Source organism: Desulfosporosinus acididurans (genome assembly GCF_001029285.1).
Taxonomy (GTDB): Bacteria; Bacillota; Desulfitobacteriia; order Desulfitobacteriales; family Desulfitobacteriaceae; genus Desulfosporosinus; species Desulfosporosinus acididurans.
This window is the reverse complement of record NZ_LDZY01000008.1, coordinates 11,149-28,016: the sequence shown is the minus strand read 5'-3', so window position 1 is coordinate 28,016 and position 16,868 is coordinate 11,149. Positions and strand designations below refer to the sequence as shown.

General features: G+C 41.0%; 16 protein-coding genes. 2 read left to right on the top strand and 14 right to left on the bottom strand.

The window, feature by feature from the left end:
• Positions 1-2: 2 nt before the first annotated feature.
• The 6 genes from trpC to nudC all read right to left on the bottom strand — a co-directional run bounded on the left by trpC (position 3) and on the right by nudC (position 5,839).
• Entirely contained in the window at positions 3-785 is a 783-nt protein-coding gene (trpC, locus tag DEAC_RS12265) for an indole-3-glycerol phosphate synthase TrpC (RefSeq protein WP_047810357.1), read from the bottom strand.
• Positions 782-1,804: an anthranilate phosphoribosyltransferase gene (gene trpD, locus DEAC_RS12260; protein ID WP_047810356.1), complete on the bottom strand. Its 1,023-nt coding sequence runs from the start codon at positions 1,802-1,804 to the stop codon at positions 782-784. The genes trpC and trpD overlap by 4 nt, the downstream gene beginning before the upstream one ends.
• Entirely contained in the window at positions 1,773-2,375 is a 603-nt protein-coding gene (locus DEAC_RS12255; protein ID WP_047810355.1) for an anthranilate synthase component II, read from the bottom strand. The genes trpD and DEAC_RS12255 overlap by 32 nt, the downstream gene beginning before the upstream one ends.
• Positions 2,375-3,844 (bottom strand): anthranilate synthase component I, encoded by a 1,470-nt coding sequence (trpE, locus tag DEAC_RS12250; protein ID WP_047810354.1) that lies wholly within the window; start codon positions 3,842-3,844, stop codon positions 2,375-2,377. The genes DEAC_RS12255 and trpE overlap by 1 nt, the downstream gene beginning before the upstream one ends.
• 805 nt (positions 3,845-4,649) lie before the next feature.
• Positions 4,650-4,973: a hypothetical protein gene (locus DEAC_RS12245; protein WP_047810353.1), complete on the bottom strand. Its 324-nt coding sequence runs from the start codon at positions 4,971-4,973 to the stop codon at positions 4,650-4,652.
• A 14-nt stretch (positions 4,974-4,987) separates the two neighbouring features.
• Positions 4,988-5,839 carry an NAD(+) diphosphatase gene (gene nudC, locus DEAC_RS12240; RefSeq protein WP_047810352.1) on the bottom strand — a complete coding sequence of 284 codons (852 nt, stop codon included), beginning with the start codon at positions 5,837-5,839 and terminating at the stop codon, positions 4,988-4,990.
• A gap of 279 nt (positions 5,840-6,118) precedes the next feature.
• On the opposite strand from nudC, the gene DEAC_RS12235 reads away from it, so the two are divergent.
• Complete coding sequence (locus DEAC_RS12235) at positions 6,119-6,709, top strand: hypothetical protein (RefSeq protein ID WP_047810351.1); 591 nt, start codon at positions 6,119-6,121, stop codon at positions 6,707-6,709.
• A 67-nt stretch (positions 6,710-6,776) separates the two neighbouring features.
• Here the strand turns inward: DEAC_RS12235 and DEAC_RS23900 are convergent, their stop codons facing one another.
• The 7 genes from DEAC_RS23900 to DEAC_RS12205 form a co-directional block, all read right to left on the bottom strand.
• Positions 6,777-6,938: a hypothetical protein gene (locus tag DEAC_RS23900; RefSeq protein WP_172408280.1), complete on the bottom strand. Its 162-nt coding sequence runs from the start codon at positions 6,936-6,938 to the stop codon at positions 6,777-6,779.
• 264 nt (positions 6,939-7,202) lie between these two features.
• Positions 7,203-7,610 carry a response regulator gene (locus DEAC_RS12230; RefSeq protein ID WP_047810350.1) on the bottom strand — a complete coding sequence of 136 codons (408 nt, stop codon included), beginning with the start codon at positions 7,608-7,610 and terminating at the stop codon, positions 7,203-7,205.
• Positions 7,611-7,815: 205 nt separating this feature from the next.
• The gene (locus DEAC_RS22760) at positions 7,816-10,344 is read right to left on the bottom strand and encodes a methyl-accepting chemotaxis protein (protein WP_083996136.1); all 2,529 of its coding nucleotides are present in this window, start codon (positions 10,342-10,344) and stop codon (positions 7,816-7,818) included.
• A gap of 20 nt (positions 10,345-10,364) precedes the next feature.
• Positions 10,365-10,853: a chemotaxis protein CheW gene (locus tag DEAC_RS12220; RefSeq protein ID WP_047810349.1), complete on the bottom strand. Its 489-nt coding sequence runs from the start codon at positions 10,851-10,853 to the stop codon at positions 10,365-10,367.
• A gap of 47 nt (positions 10,854-10,900) precedes the next feature.
• The gene (locus tag DEAC_RS12215; RefSeq protein ID WP_047810348.1) at positions 10,901-12,985 is read right to left on the bottom strand and encodes a chemotaxis protein CheA; all 2,085 of its coding nucleotides are present in this window, start codon (positions 12,983-12,985) and stop codon (positions 10,901-10,903) included.
• A gap of 421 nt (positions 12,986-13,406) precedes the next feature.
• Positions 13,407-13,598, bottom strand: a complete 192-nt coding sequence (locus DEAC_RS12210) for a ferredoxin (protein ID WP_047810347.1) — start codon at positions 13,596-13,598, stop codon at positions 13,407-13,409.
• 86 nt (positions 13,599-13,684) lie between these two features.
• Complete coding sequence (locus DEAC_RS12205) at positions 13,685-14,011, bottom strand: NifB/NifX family molybdenum-iron cluster-binding protein (protein ID WP_047810522.1); 327 nt, start codon at positions 14,009-14,011, stop codon at positions 13,685-13,687.
• Positions 14,012-14,662: 651 nt separating this feature from the next.
• On the opposite strand from DEAC_RS12205, the gene DEAC_RS12200 reads away from it, so the two are divergent.
• Positions 14,663-15,589, top strand: a complete 927-nt coding sequence (locus DEAC_RS12200; RefSeq protein ID WP_047810521.1) for a 1,4-dihydroxy-2-naphthoate polyprenyltransferase — start codon at positions 14,663-14,665, stop codon at positions 15,587-15,589.
• Here DEAC_RS12200 and DEAC_RS12195 read toward each other — a convergent pair.
• The gene (locus DEAC_RS12195) at positions 15,582-16,811 is read right to left on the bottom strand and encodes a PAS domain-containing sensor histidine kinase (protein WP_200903131.1); all 1,230 of its coding nucleotides are present in this window, start codon (positions 16,809-16,811) and stop codon (positions 15,582-15,584) included. The two genes, DEAC_RS12200 and DEAC_RS12195, sit on opposite strands and share 8 nt — an antisense overlap.
• Positions 16,812-16,868: the final 57 nt, after the last annotated feature.

Below are 16,868 nucleotides of genomic sequence, written 5' to 3'. Positions count from 1 at the left end.
GCTTAATTATCCCCCCGCAGCAAGGCAAGCTCTTCTCTTTTATGCCGGCTGCGCATCAAGGTTTCTCCGATCAGAACAGCGTCGGTCTTATTGGCCTTTAAGACAGCCACATCCTCCGGCGATTTAATGCCGCTTTCCGAGACAAAGAGGATGTTCTTGGGGACTAAGGCGCGCAGTCTGATGCTGGTAGTAAGATCAACCTCAAAGGTTTTCAGGTTACGGTTATTGACTCCGATCACTCTGGCCCCAGCCTTTAAAGCCGAGCTGACCTCCTCTGCGGTATGGGCTTCTACAAGGGCACTTAAACCCAAACTATGAGCAATTTCCAGATAGTTTTTGAGAGTATCCGTAGCCAACAAGGCGCAAATGAGCAGGATAGCAGAGGCCCCAATGATCTTCGCTTCGTATATTTGATAGCTGTCCACAATAAAATCCTTGCGCAGAAGGGGAAGCTTTACTTCTTGGCGGATCTCCGTGAGGTAGCGGTCTTGGCCTTGAAACCAATCGGGCTCCGTGAGTACAGAAATCGCTGCGGCGCCTGCCGACTCATAGTCCTTAGCTATTTGTAGATAAGGAAAATCTTGAGCAATAATCCCCTTAGACGGTGATGCCCTTTTTACCTCACAGATAAAGGATAGCCCCTCAGCTCTGAGAGCCTCTTCAAAGGGAAAGCCTGTATTGGGATCTAGAGCCTTAGCTTCAGAAACAACCTGTGCTGCCGCTTTTACTCGTTTCAGTTCAGCGACTCGCTCAACGGTTCGCTGCGCTATTTTTTCTAAAATCAATGTCCCAGCACCTCGTTGGAAAGTCTGGCAAATTCTTTAAGCTTACTGAGAGCTGCGCCGCTGTCGATAAGGTCTTGGGCAAGAGGAACAGCCTCCGGAATCGTCGCTGCCTTGTCAGCCAAGTACAAACAAAGAGCGGCATTGAGAACGACAACATCACGTTTGGCTCCCCGCTCGGAACCGTCTAAGATACTGAGGGTTATCTTAGCATTCTCTTCAGCATCCCCCCCAATAAGCTCCTCCAAATTACAATAATTAAATCCTAATTCCGTAGGGTCCAGATAATAACTTTTAAGATCCCCATCTTCTATTTCACAGACCTTTGTCCTCGTTGTAAGCGTTGCTTCATCCAAACCATCACAACCATGAACCACCATGCCGCGCTTAACCCCGAGATTGGAAAGTACCCTTGCTAATGGTTCTATAAGTTTCTCGTCATAGACACCCATTAACTGCCGCTTTGCCCCGGCAGGGTTGGCAAGTGGGCCAAGGATATTGAAGATTGTGCGGACACCCATCTCACGCCGTACAGGAGCACAGTGTTTCATTGAGCTATGGTAGGTTTGAGCAAACATAAAACACAAATTAATAGTTTCTAAAATTTTGCGGCTCTGCTCGGCGGAAATAGCGATATTAATACCCAACTTTTCTAAGACATCGGCTGCTCCGCTTTTACTGGACACACTGCGGTTGCCATGTTTAGCTACAGGGACTCCCGCAGCAGCCACAACAAAGGATGTCGTTGTCGAAATATTAAAGGTCCCCACCTCATCGCCGCCTGTGCCTACAATATCCATAACATCGTGAACCTGATCAAGGTGCAGGGCTTTTTCACGCATGGCCTGGGCACTGGCGGTAATTTCATCAATACTTTCGCCCTTCATCCTCAGGGCGGCAAGGAAAGCGCCCATCTGGGCATGGGTAGCGCTCCCATCCATCATTTCCCCCATAACCGTCTTGGCCGTCTCAAAGTCCAGGTCTTGACCTTTAATGACTTTGTATATTGCTTCGGTTATCATGCTTACTCCCCCTCAAAAAATTTTCCATAATGGTTTTCCCCTGTGGTGTCAGGATCGATTCCGGATGAAACTGAACGCCATAGACCTTGTAATCCTTGTGTTTAACGGCCATTATTTCCCCGTCATCCGTTCGGGCAATAACCTTTAGTTCCTTGGGAATGGTTTCTTCCAGAGCGGCTAGCGAATGATAGCGCGCTCCTGCGATCGTTTCCGGCAAGCCTTGGAAAAGCGAACAATCTGTATCTATTTTTATTGTCGATTGTTTGCCGTGCATTAGCTCGCGCGCATAGGACACTGTGGCCCCGAAGGCTTCACAAATCGACTGATGGCCCAGGCAAACCCCAAAGACAGGGATTTTGCCTGCGAAATATCTGGAACTCTCAACACATACTCCGGCATCCGCCGGTTTACCCGGCCCAGGAGAGAGAATAATTGCTTCCGGTTCCAAAGCCTCGATTTCCGATACGCTTAGTTCATCGTTGCGAATGACTTTAATATCAGGATTGATGGAGCCAATAAGTTGATAGAGGTTATAGGAAAAACTATCATAATTATCGATTAAGAGAATCATCAGTCGATAACCTCCTCAGACATTTTCAGAGCTTTCATGACAGCTTGAGCTTTGTTGAGGCATTCTTGATATTCCTTTTCCGGCACACTGTCGGCAACAATACCTGCTCCAGAACGGACAAAGATCTTGCCGTTCTTTTTAAAGACAATACGAATGGCAATACAAGTATCTAAGTTGCCGGTAAAATCGATATAGCCAATGGCTCCCCCGTAAATGCCGCGCTTGTTATTTTCAAGTTCATTGATAATCTCACAAGCTCTTATTTTAGGGGCCCCGGAAAGCGTACCAGCCGGCAGTACGGCATCAACTGCGTCTAAAGCCTTTTTATCCGCTCTTATTTCCCCTTTTACCGTCGATCCGAGGTGCATAACATGTGAGAAGCGCTCAATCGACAGGTATTTTTCAACCCTAACGGTGCCAAATTTGCTGATTCTACCCAAGTCATTTCTGCCCAAATCTACCAGCATATTATGCTCGGCCAATTCTTTAGGATCGGAGAGCAAATCCCTTTCGTTCTGAAAGTCCTCCTCGCCGTTTTTCCCTCTTGGTTTAGTTCCTGCCAAAGGAAACGTGAAGAGTGTCCTATTTTGAAGTTTAACTAAGGTTTCCGGAGAAGCGCCGGCGATTTCCAGATCATTGCTGGAGATATAAAACATATAAGGAGATGGGTTTAAGGTTCTCAGCACACGATAGGCATTAAGAAGACTGCCTGCAAAATCTGCTTCAAAACGGTTTGAGAGCACGACTTGAAAGATATCCCCTTCATGGATATAATGCTTGCCTTTGTTTACCATTTGGCAATATTCGTTTTCCTTAAACAACGGGCGAAATTCGGAAGTGACTTTACCGGGTTGAGTTTCTCGATAAACCCCGTGTTTAATGAGATCCGCCATAGTTTCAATTTCCTTGACTGCCTTACTATAATTGGAAGAAAGTTCATCAGTTCTTACATTGGCGATAAGAATAATTTTTTGTTTCAAGTTATCAAAAGCAATAACCTTGTCAAAGAGCATTAAATCTACGTCTTTAAAGCCTTCCTGATCTTCCGCATCCAGTTTGAGAGAAGGTTCATTGTATTTGATATAATCATAAGAAAAATACCCTACCAAGCCGCCGGTAAAAGGCGGCAGGTACTCAAACCGAGGGCTTTTATTGTCGTCAAGGATCTGTTGAATATAGTCTCGAGGGTGTTTCGTGGTCTGAGAACTGTTTTTCGATAATGATTTGGTAGTGATCGTTCCGTTCGTACAAGTTACTTCCAGTTTGGGATCAAAACCTAAAAAGGTGTAACGTCCCCACGTTTCGGCACTCTGAAGACTTTCCAGCAAAAAGCAGTGACTGCTGACGCCTTTCAGGATTTTCAGCACTTCGATGGGAGTCCTGAGATCCGAGTATATTTCACGGCTAATGGGAATCAGGTTGTAATCTGCTGCAATTTCTCTGGCTTCATCTAAGCTTGGTCTGTACATAATTACCTCCTTTGAACATGCGCGCTTCGTTCATGGACGGGAGGACCTTGTCTTTAAACGTCAAAAAACCCGTCCAATGACTATATAGTCAAGGACGGGTTGAATTCAATACAATACCCGCGGTGCCACCTTGCTTCACGGAAAAAAATTCCGCACGCTTAACAGAATACCATCATATTCCTGGCAACTGACGTATGCCTCCACGTCGCGAAATACTCGGCAATGCCTTTCGTCGCGCCCTCCGTGGTCCATTTAACAATCTGCGTTCTGCCGGTTCACAGCAACTCCGGCTCTCTGGAAGTGCACGATTTGTTTTTATCTCCACTTCAACGGTTTAGGGTGAGTTATTTAATTACTATGTATCATACTCATTTTGTTAGTATTTGTCAACCGCAAATCATCAAGAATTTTACAGAATTTCTCGAGCTTTTTTATGCAAATTTTCAAAGTTATGAACATCTGCTGGACATGCTGAATAGCATGTATTAGGAATCCTCTCGCACTTAAGATTAGCACAAAATAAAGGAGTGAACCGTATGATTATAACGGCATTGATTATTATAATTGTCCTGTTGTCAATAATCATCTGGGAACTATGGGTGTTACGCAAACTATTAAGACCTCATGTTCCACCCCAACCTTTCCATTTTTAGGCGGTTCGGCCTAGGTGCAAAGCGCCTAGGCCTTTTCTTTTTCACCTATTCTTTCAGCAGATGCGAACTAGACCCTGCTTTATAATGACGCAGAAAGATGGTGATTGAGCAATTTTGCCTTTGCTTCTCTTTGCGATAGGAGGGTGAATAACTCAGTGACTAATTTTTGCCAATGCTTGTTTGCCATAATCTATGCTTTGAGTTAGAGCATTTTGGAAATTTGTTTGAGCTTGCTTGTAGTTAATCGTTTTAAGTTTTTGAGTAATGTTACCCAGTCCGCTCTGCACTGTGGTTTGTAATTTGGTTGTTGTAAGGTTTTTCGCTGGCGTTCCCTGGGTCATATTCAGAAGCAAAAATATGATCGAAGCTAATACTGCCAGCAATACTATTCCTCTAACGATAAAACGTATAAATTTAACAACTATAAGTACGCCAATAACTATAGCTGCTATCATCAGGATTATATTTGCCGTCATCGTCATCCCCCAAACTACAGATGTTCTTTAATATCGCCAATTGGTTTTTCCAGTTTATCTTGACTTTCAACAAACCAATCAATTAATCGCCGGGCTATGCTTCCCGCCTTTGGTATTAGAGGCAGGCTTTCCGAAGTAAACCAGCCGGCATCGATGATTTCTTTATTATCAATGTTTATATCCCCACTCGCATATTCAGCAGTAAAACCCACCATTAATGAATCGGGGAAGGGCCAAGGCTGACTGCCAAAATACTTGATATTTTTGACCTTAATGCCGACTTCTTCCCCGACTTCCCGTTGCACACACTCCTCAAAGGTTTCCCCCGGCTCCACAAACCCTGCCAAAACACTATAGAAACCGCCTTGAAAACGGCTCCCCTTGGCCAGTAAAATGTCATGCCCTTTGATAATCGCTACAATAATTGCGGGGGAAATCCGTGGATAATTGACAAGACCACATGCAGGACAAATTTTAGCCCTTTCATCGTACTTATTCTCTGTTTGACCTCCGCACCGGCTGCAGAATTGATGGGTACTGTCCCAGAACAATAGTTGGGAAGCTTTTCCCGCCAAAAAAAATAATTCATCCGGGACTTTACCCAGTAACTGCCTTAGATTTACACATGTCATCTCCCCCGGTACAATTGTCTCCTGACTCAGCTCCGCAACATTAAGCAAATGCCCATTTAATCCTTCAATTTGTTGGCAGCGAATTAAATTTTCTTCAAATTTATAGGTCTTAATTTCTGACGGTGTAAATTGCAGCTTGTCATTAAGGGTAACAATTTTGTTCTCCCGAAATAATAACCAATGAGCTGCCAAATCTTCATCCGATTTAGAAAAATATCTCGTTTCAAAATGCACTTGCCCATCCTCTTTTCTTTGCACGATTTCCTTAAATTAACTCACGTTGGCTATCTAACAATTTCGTATTATCATGTTAGTATTATCATTTTCCTGCTTTACAAGCCTTAATCATTTTGTTAAACTAGTCACACTTTTTAGACTTGATATTAGAAAATACTCCATTTTTATATAATCATAGTACCATTAAGATGCCCTGTCACGTTAAAAGTATAATTGATCTGTTTTAATCAAGTTATTAAGAACTCAACAATAAAGGATTTGAGAGAGGGATTTAGAATGTTAGCAGAATTTAAAATTATTAATGATCCTTTACGCCCAAGTATCTGTACCAATCTCTGTTCAGTTTGCTGCCGAAATGCTGCCAATGATCCGAAAAAATTAGGTTGTTGTTCTTATGAACCAGAATTTTGTCTTTTCGATTTAGTGTTTTTATATCTAAATTATCCTGATATCTATACCCTAATCTTAAGTAAAGGACAAATAATCGAAGGTTATAACGGAATAATGGTCGAAATGAAATCCGGTTTTAATCATTGTCCCTTTGCAAGTAATACAGGCTGTATGTTACCCAAAGACGCCGCGACACCACTATGCCGTTTATATGTTTGCCGAGAAGCAGCTAAATTTGGGCCGCCGCAAATCGAAGCGAGATTTGATGAATACTTTTCAAGCAAAGAATATAATTTGAACAATGATTTAAATAGCAAACTGAATTATGAAGATGGAATGAGCAGTTCAAGATTAGATAACTTTATTAAGGAATGCTCTCCAACCATTAAAGCTATGATATCGGGAGTTAATAGAATTGATCCGCCAACAGAAACTTTTACGAAGGAAATACCAATTGAAGATTTTAGGTTATTTTAAAAGGGACCACCACTTTTGATAGTGGTAGTCCCTTTTGACTTAACTTTTATAAATTCCCCCAGGGTTCTTATCCATGACTAGGCTTTAATTGATGAGGCTTAATCAAATAATCGCGCTTACTGAAACGCTTGTGAATCAGTTTCGAAAGGTGATAACAAGAAGCAGCAATTACTACAGCGCAGGCCCCAAGAAAAATAGCTAACATTATCATCGAAATCCAAGCGAACATATAAAACGCCTCCTTTATAACTTTAATTCAAGATCTTGAAATACCAATTCTCTAAAGATAACTTTTAAATAGCTAGGAGATTAGTGCGGCCTATTGAATTATTACTTATGAGATAGTTATTACATTCACATTCCTAACCCTAATTAGCTAACTTATCCTTTATTAACACCTTACTGCCCTTGATCTTGTGTAACGAATAACATTCTCAAAGCCCAAAGTCTATAGCCAATCGCTATCTTTATGATTAATATTATTAATTGACACTCATTGCGAAGGGAATTCAAGCAGGCCGAGCTTTTCAAGGACTTCCAAAAGTTTTTGAGTATCAATGGGCTTCGCTGCGTATGCCTCGCATCCGAGCTCAAAGGAATTTTTAACGAAATCAGTTCCTTCCAAGGCTGTTGTCATTATTACCTTAACCCTTTTATCTTGAGGGACACCCCGTTTGGCCTCATAATCTCTGATTGCCTTAAGTACCCTTACCCCATCGACTTTGGGCATCATGATATCCAGGCAGATAAGATCATAAGAATTATTCTCTTTAATTGAAATTAGGTAGGCATCTAACGCTTCTAAGCCATCCACAACCATATCAACGTCGCCGTACTGGGAAAGAAACTTTGACAGAAATTTACGGCTAGGCATATCGTCCTCAGCGATAAGTATATTCATAAATTAATTTTCCTCCTTCATGAAAATGACTTATTATAATAATACCTCATTCCGATCTCAAGATTAAATCATAATGGACTGTGAAACAACATTAATTTCTCCATTATCCACTTTCATGATCAAGCTTCGGCTGATGCAGCCCCCTGTCTGGTTTGGGCAAAAGACTTGAGAAGAGCCCGAAGGCTCTCTCATTTAAGTTAGTTGATTAATACTTGCCAAACTCACTATCGCTTAAAGTAATTTTAGGATTATGTCTCGCAGCGGCAGCTTCACCATAGCCTTGATCCATTGAATTCTCAGTTCCTCTTTTTCTTTGCTTCATGCTCTCGAGCATCTTAATAACTTCGGGATTGAGCTCATCAAAACTTTTGATCATAGAAGCATATCGAGTCTTTTTGAGCTTAAAGCGGCTTACTTGTTCTCTCAAAAGCTCTGCTTGACTCGACAATTCCTCGCTGGCAGCCGCGCTTTCCTCAGAAGTAGCAGAGTTCGTTTGAACTACAGCTGAAACTTGTTGAATTCCCTGGTTAATCTGATTAATTCCTAAGGCTTGCTCGTTAGATGCATTTGCAATTTCCCCGACAAGCTCAGCAGCTTCAGCAACACCGTCTACAATCTTACTTAAGGCTGCAGCAGTGTCATTAGCAATCTTCGTTCCGCCTTCAACCTTCTTAATTGAACCTTCAATTAGAAGTGTCGTTTCTTTAGCGGCATTTGCGCTGCGAGTGGCAAGATTGCGAACTTCCTCTGCTACTACCGCGAAACCTTTGCCATGCTGTCCGGCCCGCGCAGCTTCAACTGCGGCATTAAGGGCTAAGGTATTGGTCTGGAAGGCAATTTCATCAATTACTTTAATAATCTTGGAAATATTGCCGGAAGCTTCATTGATAACATCCATTGCTTTAAGCATTTCCTTCATCTGATTATTGCCTTCAATTGCATCGTCTTTGGCAGCGAAGGCTAGTCCGTTAGCCTTATCGGCATTTGAAGCATTAAGTTTCGTCTGCGAGGCAATTTCCTCGAGAGAAGCAGTCAATTCTTCAATGGCACTGGCTTGCTCTGTTGAACCCTGAGAAAGAGATTGAGCAGAGTCGGAAACCTGGCTGGAACCTGCTGCAACTTGAGTTGAAGCATTATTAATATCACTAAAAACGTCGTTGAGGGATTGAATAATGTTATTTAAGGACTTTTTGATTTCAGAAAAGTCTCCCCTGTAGTCCTTACTGATTTCCACATCGAGATTACCATTAGCCATCTGTGTAAGAGCATCTGATATCTCACTAACATAAGAGTCCAAGGTACTTATAGTTTCATTCAGGGCCTGTTTGATTTTTGCATGATCCCCCTGATAATTTCCTTTAACGTTGACCCGCAAATTTCCTTTGGCCATTTCATCAAGTACGCCAGCAGCTTCTTGGATCGGTTCAAGAATAGCATCGATTAGGCCATTCAGGCCTTGGACCAGATCAGCCCAATCCCCCTTGAATAGCTTAGCATTTGCCCGTTCAGCTAAACGTCCTTCCTTAGAAGCCCCAATTAATATGCCAATTTCCGAACTAACTTCCTTTAGATTATGGCGAAGGGCTTCGATGTTTTCGTTAATGAATGCTTTCTTTCCGGGGAACTTTTCAAGTTCTGCGTTAAAGTTGCCTTTAGCAAACTCTGAAATACAGGCCATTGCTTTCTTCTTGACGCTAAGATGTCCCTTAACCATATCGTTAACGCCCTGTGCCATAGTTCTATAGGCACCTTGAAAGTTTTCCGCGGGGACAAAGATATCAATGTCGCCAAGATCATGTTCTTTGGACATATGACCCATCTCATCAAGAAAGTTTCGCAGAGTATGCACAACTTGCTCTAAACTTTTCGAGAGCACATCCTTATCAGAACGAACTGGAACCTGTACATTAAGATCACCCGCCGCGATTTTATCGGCCGTCTCGGCCTGGGTGCGGATACTATCGATCATTTTCCCAAAAGACTTTTCAAGTATCCCAAGTTCATCCCTAGTCTTCGCTTCAAATTTCAGGTCTATCTCCCCAAGAGCAATCTTCTCAGCTCCTTCAGCAAGTCTTCTTATAGGCTTACTAATAATACGGGAAAGAACAATTCCAAGAACTACAGCCATGAACATACAGAAAACAATAATACCGATCATAAGATTGATTGTGCTTTCAGCGTTTTGTCCATATTGGTTAGATAATCGATTTCCGGTTGTAATATTTTGATTAATCACTTTGTTTATGGCATCATCAACCAATTGGGTAACTTGAGTCCCCTCACTGGTTGAAATAATATAAGCTTGTTGCTCTTGTTGAGATGAAGCTAAGGCTATTTCTTTATCAACAACCGGTAATAACTTATTCCAGGCCTCCTGAAGTTGACTGAAAAGAGCCCGGTCCTCTGAGGTACTAATGTTTTTTTCATAAATGTTCATATTATCCTGAACGTTTTTTTCTAAAGTTTTAATACTATTAATATAGTTTTGCTTATTGCCTTGATTTGTATCGACCATAAGATCTCGCAAATTGACTCTCATACGTTGAAAACCCTCTGCAATATTGGATAAATAGCTCAAAGATACACCATAATTCGTATAGAGACTGGAATATTGAGTATCCGATTTTTTCAAATTGATAATGCCGACAAGACCAACAACGCCGGATAGCAGGGCAACTATAATAAAAGAAACTAGAAGCTTGACACTTATCTTCATATTCAAGAACCACTTCATGGGACAGTCCCTCCTCAAGGTCACATATTTTCTAAACTCTCAAGATCTTTCTCATTGAGCAGTTTATCACAATCCAAGAGGAGCTTGACCTCACTGCCCACTTTACCAATACCTTTAATGTATCCGCTCCCGCCTTTGCCAAGATTAGGAGGATCAACTATTTCTCCTTTGGAGATTGATATCACTTCGGAAACACTATCGACAATAAGACCAACAGAAACTTCCAGAACATCCACCACAATAACACAGGTCCGATCATTATACTCACGAAAAGGTTTCCTAAAACGCAAGCGAACATCCATGACTGGAATAATCTTACCCCTTAAATTTATAATACCTTTGATATAATCCGGAAGGTCTGGGACTTCCGTGATCGGTTGAAAACCGATGATTTCAGTGACAAATTTGATTTCAATGCCGTAAAATTCGTTTCCCAACAAAAAGGTTAGAAATTTCCCCTTTTGGGTGTCTTCTTCCTCAAGAAACTCTTGATCTATTTCGGCCACCATAGACGCTCCTTTCTGTTTCTTTGATTTATGTAATTTCCCCCCTTTATTTAATAGGAAATAAGTCCCGGAATATCTAAAATTAAACTGATACTGCCATCGCCTAACAATGTACATCCCGCAAGCCCCGGAATCTCCTTCAAGGTCTTGATATAGGTTGGTAAAGCTTTAACAACAACTTGCTGTTGACCTACAAGTTCATCTACAAAAAGGCACAAGGTCTTTCCTTCCTGCTCCACCATAACGATCATGCCTTTTATTAGCTCTATTATCTCCGTCTTTACACGATAAAACTGATGGAGCCTGAGTACGGGGTAACAATGGCCGCGTACCATAAGCATCTCTCGCTGGTCGGGGTCAACTATGATATCTGATAACTTAGGCTTGAAAGATTCTTTAACAGAAATAGTGGGTATGGTATAACGGGCATTACCTACTTTGACGGTCATCCCATCAATAATCGCTAAAGTAAGGGGAATTTTCAAAGTTATCGTCGCGCCCTCTTCAGGGATACTGTCTGCGGTAACCGATCCTCCCACTGCGGAAATATTGCTGGAAACAACATCCATACCGACACCACGCCCGGAAAATTCTGTTACAGATTCATTGGTTGAGAAACCAGGCAGAAAGATCAATTGATAAATCTCTTTATTTGATAACTCCTCGAAATTTGGGGGCAACAAGTTATGTTTAAAAGCTTTGGCGAGAATCTTTTCTTTATTAAATCCTTGTCCATCATCCCGTATTGACACGAGAACGTCACTGCCGGCATTTTTAGCTTCCAATACTATAGTTCCCGACCGCGATTTTCCTTTTGCCTCACGAATATGTGGTTCTTCAATACCATGGTCGATGGAATTCCTTATCAGGTGCATTAATGGATCAGCAATATGCTCAATAATATTTTTATCAACCTCGGTTTCTTCCCCAATCAATTTAAGAGAGACTTCCTTATTCAATTTCTTGCACATATCCCGAACAGTACGATTCATCTTTTGAAAAGTGCCGGCTAGGGGAACCATGCGAACAGACATCACAATATCCTGAAGCTCAGTTGTAATTTTGTTCAATTGTCGCGCGGCCTTTTGGAAGTTTTGTAAATCAAGTCCCTTAAGATCCGGATTTTGGGTTACCATGGCCTCGGCAATAACCATCTCGCCAACAAGGTCCATGAGTTTATCCAATTTTGCTACACTTACATTAATGATGGATTGATGATTTTGAGCACTTGCTGCTGGTTTTCCTTTAGTAGGGTCTCTCTCCGCTTGGTCTAATGTCATCAGGGAGTTCAAAGAATTCCCCCCCCGAAGTTCAGTCGGTGTAAGCTCATTTCTGAAGGGGCAAAAAGCTGTTTCCAGATCATCAATTCCTTTGAGAGTTAGTTCTTTTAGGAACATAGTTTGCTGGAGTAAATCTCGGACTTCCTCATCAGAATGATTTGTTTTAATAAAAAGCCTGAAGCCCTCTGTTAGAATTTCCGGAATTGATTCATCATCTTCAATGTTTTGCGGTAAATGATAGAACTCTTCGAGTTGTCCCTCTAACTCATTAACAACACCAAAAGCTCTAAGATTCTCCATGCCACAGTTTTCTTCGAAATAAATCGTGGCTTGAAAAGCATTTTCAAACTGACCTTCAATTCCAGATTGTTTACTTTTACTTATATAGAATTGTTGAGGTATAAAGGAATCCGATTCTGACTGGAGATTTTCTTGAACCAGCTGATCGCCTTTTAATGAAAGTAAGTATCCATGCAGTTGTTCGATAAGACGCGAGGCCTCACCATCCACCTCATCCCCATTCGTAAGCTTCAAAAGTTCTACATTAATAAAGTCTAAACCATTGAAAACCAGATCAATAATTTCCGAGAAATTTACCCCTTGAGGTTTTTCTTCTCTAAGGAAAAAAAACAGATCTTCCAGAGCATGTGCCAAGGCTGCGATGTTATTAAAAAGCATCATGGCAGACGAGCCTTTAATCGTATGCATTATCCGGAAGATCTCATTGATTTGTTCAGTTGTAAAGCTTGCGTTTTTCTCTGTGGTTATTAATATTTGTTCAAGTTGTTCAACTAATTGTGTTGTCTCAAATATAAACAATTCTAACATAGGTTCATTAATCCGCTCATTGGTCACTAAATTCACCTCCCTGTATCACTTGTATTTTACATAAGAGAACTTATTATCGGCCCGCAATCCCGCTCATGAATGTGCATAATCGAAGTAGAATTAACTCCTAAGAGTTAATTTATCATGGTAAGTGATCACTCTCTTACCTCTTTTATGATTTACATAATATTCTTCATTATTTCCCTTGTCAATACTATAAAACTATTCAATATGACATTTCACAACAAATATCGCTATGGATCTCACCAAATTTTTACTTGTTTCTGGACAAAAATCTATACCCCCCTGAAACAAGGTATAGGAACCACTCCCACTTATAGAAGTCGGAGTCTTGAAAACTAAATAAAAAGGAAAGCTGTATTGATGGATGATTCACACCCTCTCTACAGCTTTCCTTTTTCCCTATATACTTAGATACTCATATATACTACTCTTCAATGGAAATACAGTGGGCAGGACAACCCTGAACGGCTTCTCTAGCAGCTTCCTCACATTCGCTAGGGACTGGAGTTGCATAAACTTCTGCTAATCCGTCATTCGTCATCCTAAATACCTCTGGGCAAAAGGCAGGACAGGATTCACAACCCATACAGTCCTCTTGATTTACTTCAACGATCATACTATAACCTCCTTAATTTTTCTCTTGAGTAGAAAAAAACATTTACTAATTAGTACTATATTAGAATTGGCGCTTTTTTTCAAATCTTAATGACCACATTCGTTATGAAGCAGATGTTCATTACAAACAGCACCGTTAGTTTTGAGAGTACCTTGCAGATACTGTTCAGCAACGACTTTGGCATGTCCCATGGCGCCTGTTATTACTCGAATTCCCTTTTCATTAAATATTTCTATTGCGCCGCCGCCCATACCGCCCGAAACAATAACTTCTACCCCTAAGTCATTTAAAAAGTTGGGTAAAAAGCTGGGCTTATGTCCAGGGCTTATTAATGATTCGATGTTAACAATTTGATTATTTTCCACAGAAAAAATACTGAAACTATGACAATGGCCAAAATGCTCAGCAACCATACCATTATCACTGGCAACTGCAATTTTCACTTAAGAATTCCCCCTTATTTGCCAAATACAAGACTCGCTTCCAAATCAATGTAATGCTAATTGATCTTATTGCGGTGAGATAAATCGCCGCCCCTAGATTATTAAACCTCCGCTAGTAATTACATTTGTACTTGTGAATATCGAGAACGCGTGATATTCACGGAGCAAAGAACATCTTGAGCAACTACAAATATGGGGAGTTCCAAGAAGTATATGTAGAAGAGCCAAAGTATCTACGGATGGCCTAAGGCAAGAAGTAGTGGAAGCCATGAACCTGGTCTGTATGCAGCAAATACATAGAGTTGCCGGCCATACCAAATGATGGACTCACGCCTATCAGGTGAGGCATTTTTAACCGGTATTCGTATTACCTCCTTCCTGTTATTGACATATGCCTTTTTTGTCAATTATACTTCATTTTGAACATATGTCAATAAGAACGCAGAAACAAAAATTCAAAGCATGCTGCCCGTTAAATATCTCATAACTAGTTTTCCAGTGCTATAATCATATTGAGTGAACTCGTGGAATCACCACGCCATCCGCTAAACTAAGATTATTTAGAAACGATCTCAGAAGTTTCACATGAAAGGAAAAGATATGAATACTCTGCCTAATACTATGCCATATTCAACCCCCGAAAAGCCGGGAAAACTAAAAGTTTTATGGAAAATTACTCGTCCTCACACTTTAACTGCATCCTTTATTCCCGTATTTATCGGCACGTCCTTATCCCTAGGTTATACCCCTTGGCATAAACTCCTTTTTGGGGCCATGCTCATAAGCTGCCTGCTCATCCAAATAGCCACAAACTTGTTTAATGAATATTATGATTTTAAACGCGGCCTGGATACGATAGATTCTATCGGCATCGGCGGAGCAATTGTCCGGGAAGGATTCCGCCCCCAAACTGTTCTGCGGCTCGCCTTGGGATGCTACGGCGTTTCAATATTATTTGGCATTTACATTTGTGTTCACAGCAGTTGGTGGTTAGCCTTAATCGGACTTGTGGGAATGCTGATTGGCTATTTATATACCGGAGGGCCGTTACCTATAGCCTATACTCCCCTAGGCGAAATTTTTGCCGGCCTACTAATGGGAAGTTTCTTTATTCTTATATCGTTCTTCATCCAAACAGGATATGTCAACGAGAAAAGTATCCTCGTTTCCATACCGACCGGTATTTTAGTCGGTGCAATTAATATGGCCAACAATATTCGCGATCTTGATGGGGATAAGGATTCAGGACGAAAAACAATGGCTATTTTACTTGGGCATGAGCATGCCGTTTTCGTACTCGGAGCTATGTTCGCCGCTGCTTATCTTTGGGTCATGGGATTAGTTATTAGAGGGTTGGTCAACCCTTGGCTTCTGATTGTCTTCTTAAGCATTCCCAAAGCCGTACAAGCAACGAAAGGTTTTATCGACAAAAATCGGCCCTCCCAAATGATGCCCGCAGTTCGCTATACAGCTCAAACCAATACAATGTTTGGACTTTTGTTATGTATAAGTCTATACTTTACGCAAATTTTTCCTTATTTTAACTAGTCATTTTTGCACTATATATTGGAAAACGAACATAAAACGCTGTTCCTCCAGGATTACTCTTGAAGTTGATTGTCGCACTATGACGACTGGCAATATCGTAACAAATACTCAATCCTAATCCCGTTCCATTCTGTTTAGTAGTAAAAAACGGTGTTCCAATATTGTCTAAGTATTCTATTGGAATGCCGCCCCCTTCATCCACTATACATAATACCACCTGACTATTCTCGACATAGGTAGAAATACACAAAGTTCCCCCCGCTTGCATAGCCTCTAACCCGTTACGACACAAATTAAGCACTAGCTGCGACATTTCATCCGGATTAAGCAAGATCTTAGGTGTATCCCCGACTAGGAACTTTATTTGTTTATCCTGAGTAAGAGAATCTGCTTCAAGTAAAGGATACAAGCGTCTTAAAATCTCATTGATATTTAGGTAATCTTGTTCTTTGGGAGAATTACGTGAAAGGGATAGGAAATCCGAAATAATTTTGTTCGCACGGTCCAGTTCATTAATCATGAGCATAAAGGTATCTCCTTGTAATTGAAACTCTGGCTTGGAGCCGAGCAGCTGGAGAAAACCCCGTACCGTAGTAATTGGATTTCTGATTTCATGGGTTATCCCTGCTGCCATTTGACCAACTAAATTAAAACGTTCCAGATTGACCATTTCTAAATGCAAGCGTGTCAATTCCTGCTCAGCCTTTTTTCGCTCCGTTATATCATAAAGAGTTTTAATAACAAGCCGTGTTCCGTTCACATCAACAAACGGTTGAATTTTAACTTCATAAATTTTATTATTATAAAAAATCTCTTCATCCTTTATGGGCCGCCCAGTACAGAACGCTTCGTTTATTCTGCAATTCTCACATGGGCTATTCCTTTTAAGCATGGCGTAGCAAAACTTGCCTCTTTTATCACCAAATTCCAAAAGATAATTGCGATTGACAAAGTGTACTTCATAATTTTCTCCCACAACAATTACTATTCCTGGGAGACTGTTTAACAAATCAAGCATACGTTGATGATCCTCTTTTATAGTCTCTTCTTTTTTCCTGCGCTCATTATGTATCCGTATAAAAAGGCTGCCGCTAATCCAGCCTAATATTATCCATAACCAAGAAATTCTCAAAGAGTGATTATGGGAATCCAGCCATCGATCAAACAAAAATAGAATGAATCCAATGCTTAATCCTATAAACACATATTTTCTTTCTTTCATCATTACTCCCTCAATATCAAAGGACTCGATTTTTATCCAATCGTAAGACTCCAACTT

Bases quoted from the DNA above. Each gene is read 5' to 3' on its own strand.
- trpD (WP_047810356.1), bottom strand. From the start codon at position 1,804: ATGATAACCGAAGCAATATACAAAGTCATTAAAGGTCAAGACCTGGAC.
- DEAC_RS12255 (WP_047810355.1), bottom strand. From the start codon at position 2,375: ATGATTCTCTTAATCGATAATTATGATAGTTTTTCCTATAACCTCTAT.
- trpE (WP_047810354.1), bottom strand. From the start codon at position 3,844: ATGTACAGACCAAGCTTAGATGAAGCCAGAGAAATTGCAGCAGATTAC.
- DEAC_RS12245 (WP_047810353.1), bottom strand. From the start codon at position 4,973: ATGACGGCAAATATAATCCTGATGATAGCAGCTATAGTTATTGGCGTA.
- DEAC_RS12235 (WP_047810351.1), top strand. From the start codon at position 6,119: ATGTTAGCAGAATTTAAAATTATTAATGATCCTTTACGCCCAAGTATC.
- DEAC_RS23900 (WP_172408280.1), bottom strand. From the start codon at position 6,938: ATGTTCGCTTGGATTTCGATGATAATGTTAGCTATTTTTCTTGGGGCC.
- DEAC_RS12230 (WP_047810350.1), bottom strand. From the start codon at position 7,610: ATGAATATACTTATCGCTGAGGACGATATGCCTAGCCGTAAATTTCTG.
- DEAC_RS22760 (WP_083996136.1), bottom strand. From the start codon at position 10,344: ATGAAGTGGTTCTTGAATATGAAGATAAGTGTCAAGCTTCTAGTTTCT.
- DEAC_RS12220 (WP_047810349.1), bottom strand. From the start codon at position 10,853: ATGGTGGCCGAAATAGATCAAGAGTTTCTTGAGGAAGAAGACACCCAA.
- DEAC_RS12210 (WP_047810347.1), bottom strand. From the start codon at position 13,598: ATGATCGTTGAAGTAAATCAAGAGGACTGTATGGGTTGTGAATCCTGT.
- DEAC_RS12205 (WP_047810522.1), bottom strand. From the start codon at position 14,011: ATGGTTGCTGAGCATTTTGGCCATTGTCATAGTTTCAGTATTTTTTCT.
- DEAC_RS12200 (WP_047810521.1), top strand. From the start codon at position 14,663: ATGCCATATTCAACCCCCGAAAAGCCGGGAAAACTAAAAGTTTTATGG.
- DEAC_RS12195 (WP_200903131.1), bottom strand. From the start codon at position 16,811: ATGAAAGAAAGAAAATATGTGTTTATAGGATTAAGCATTGGATTCATT.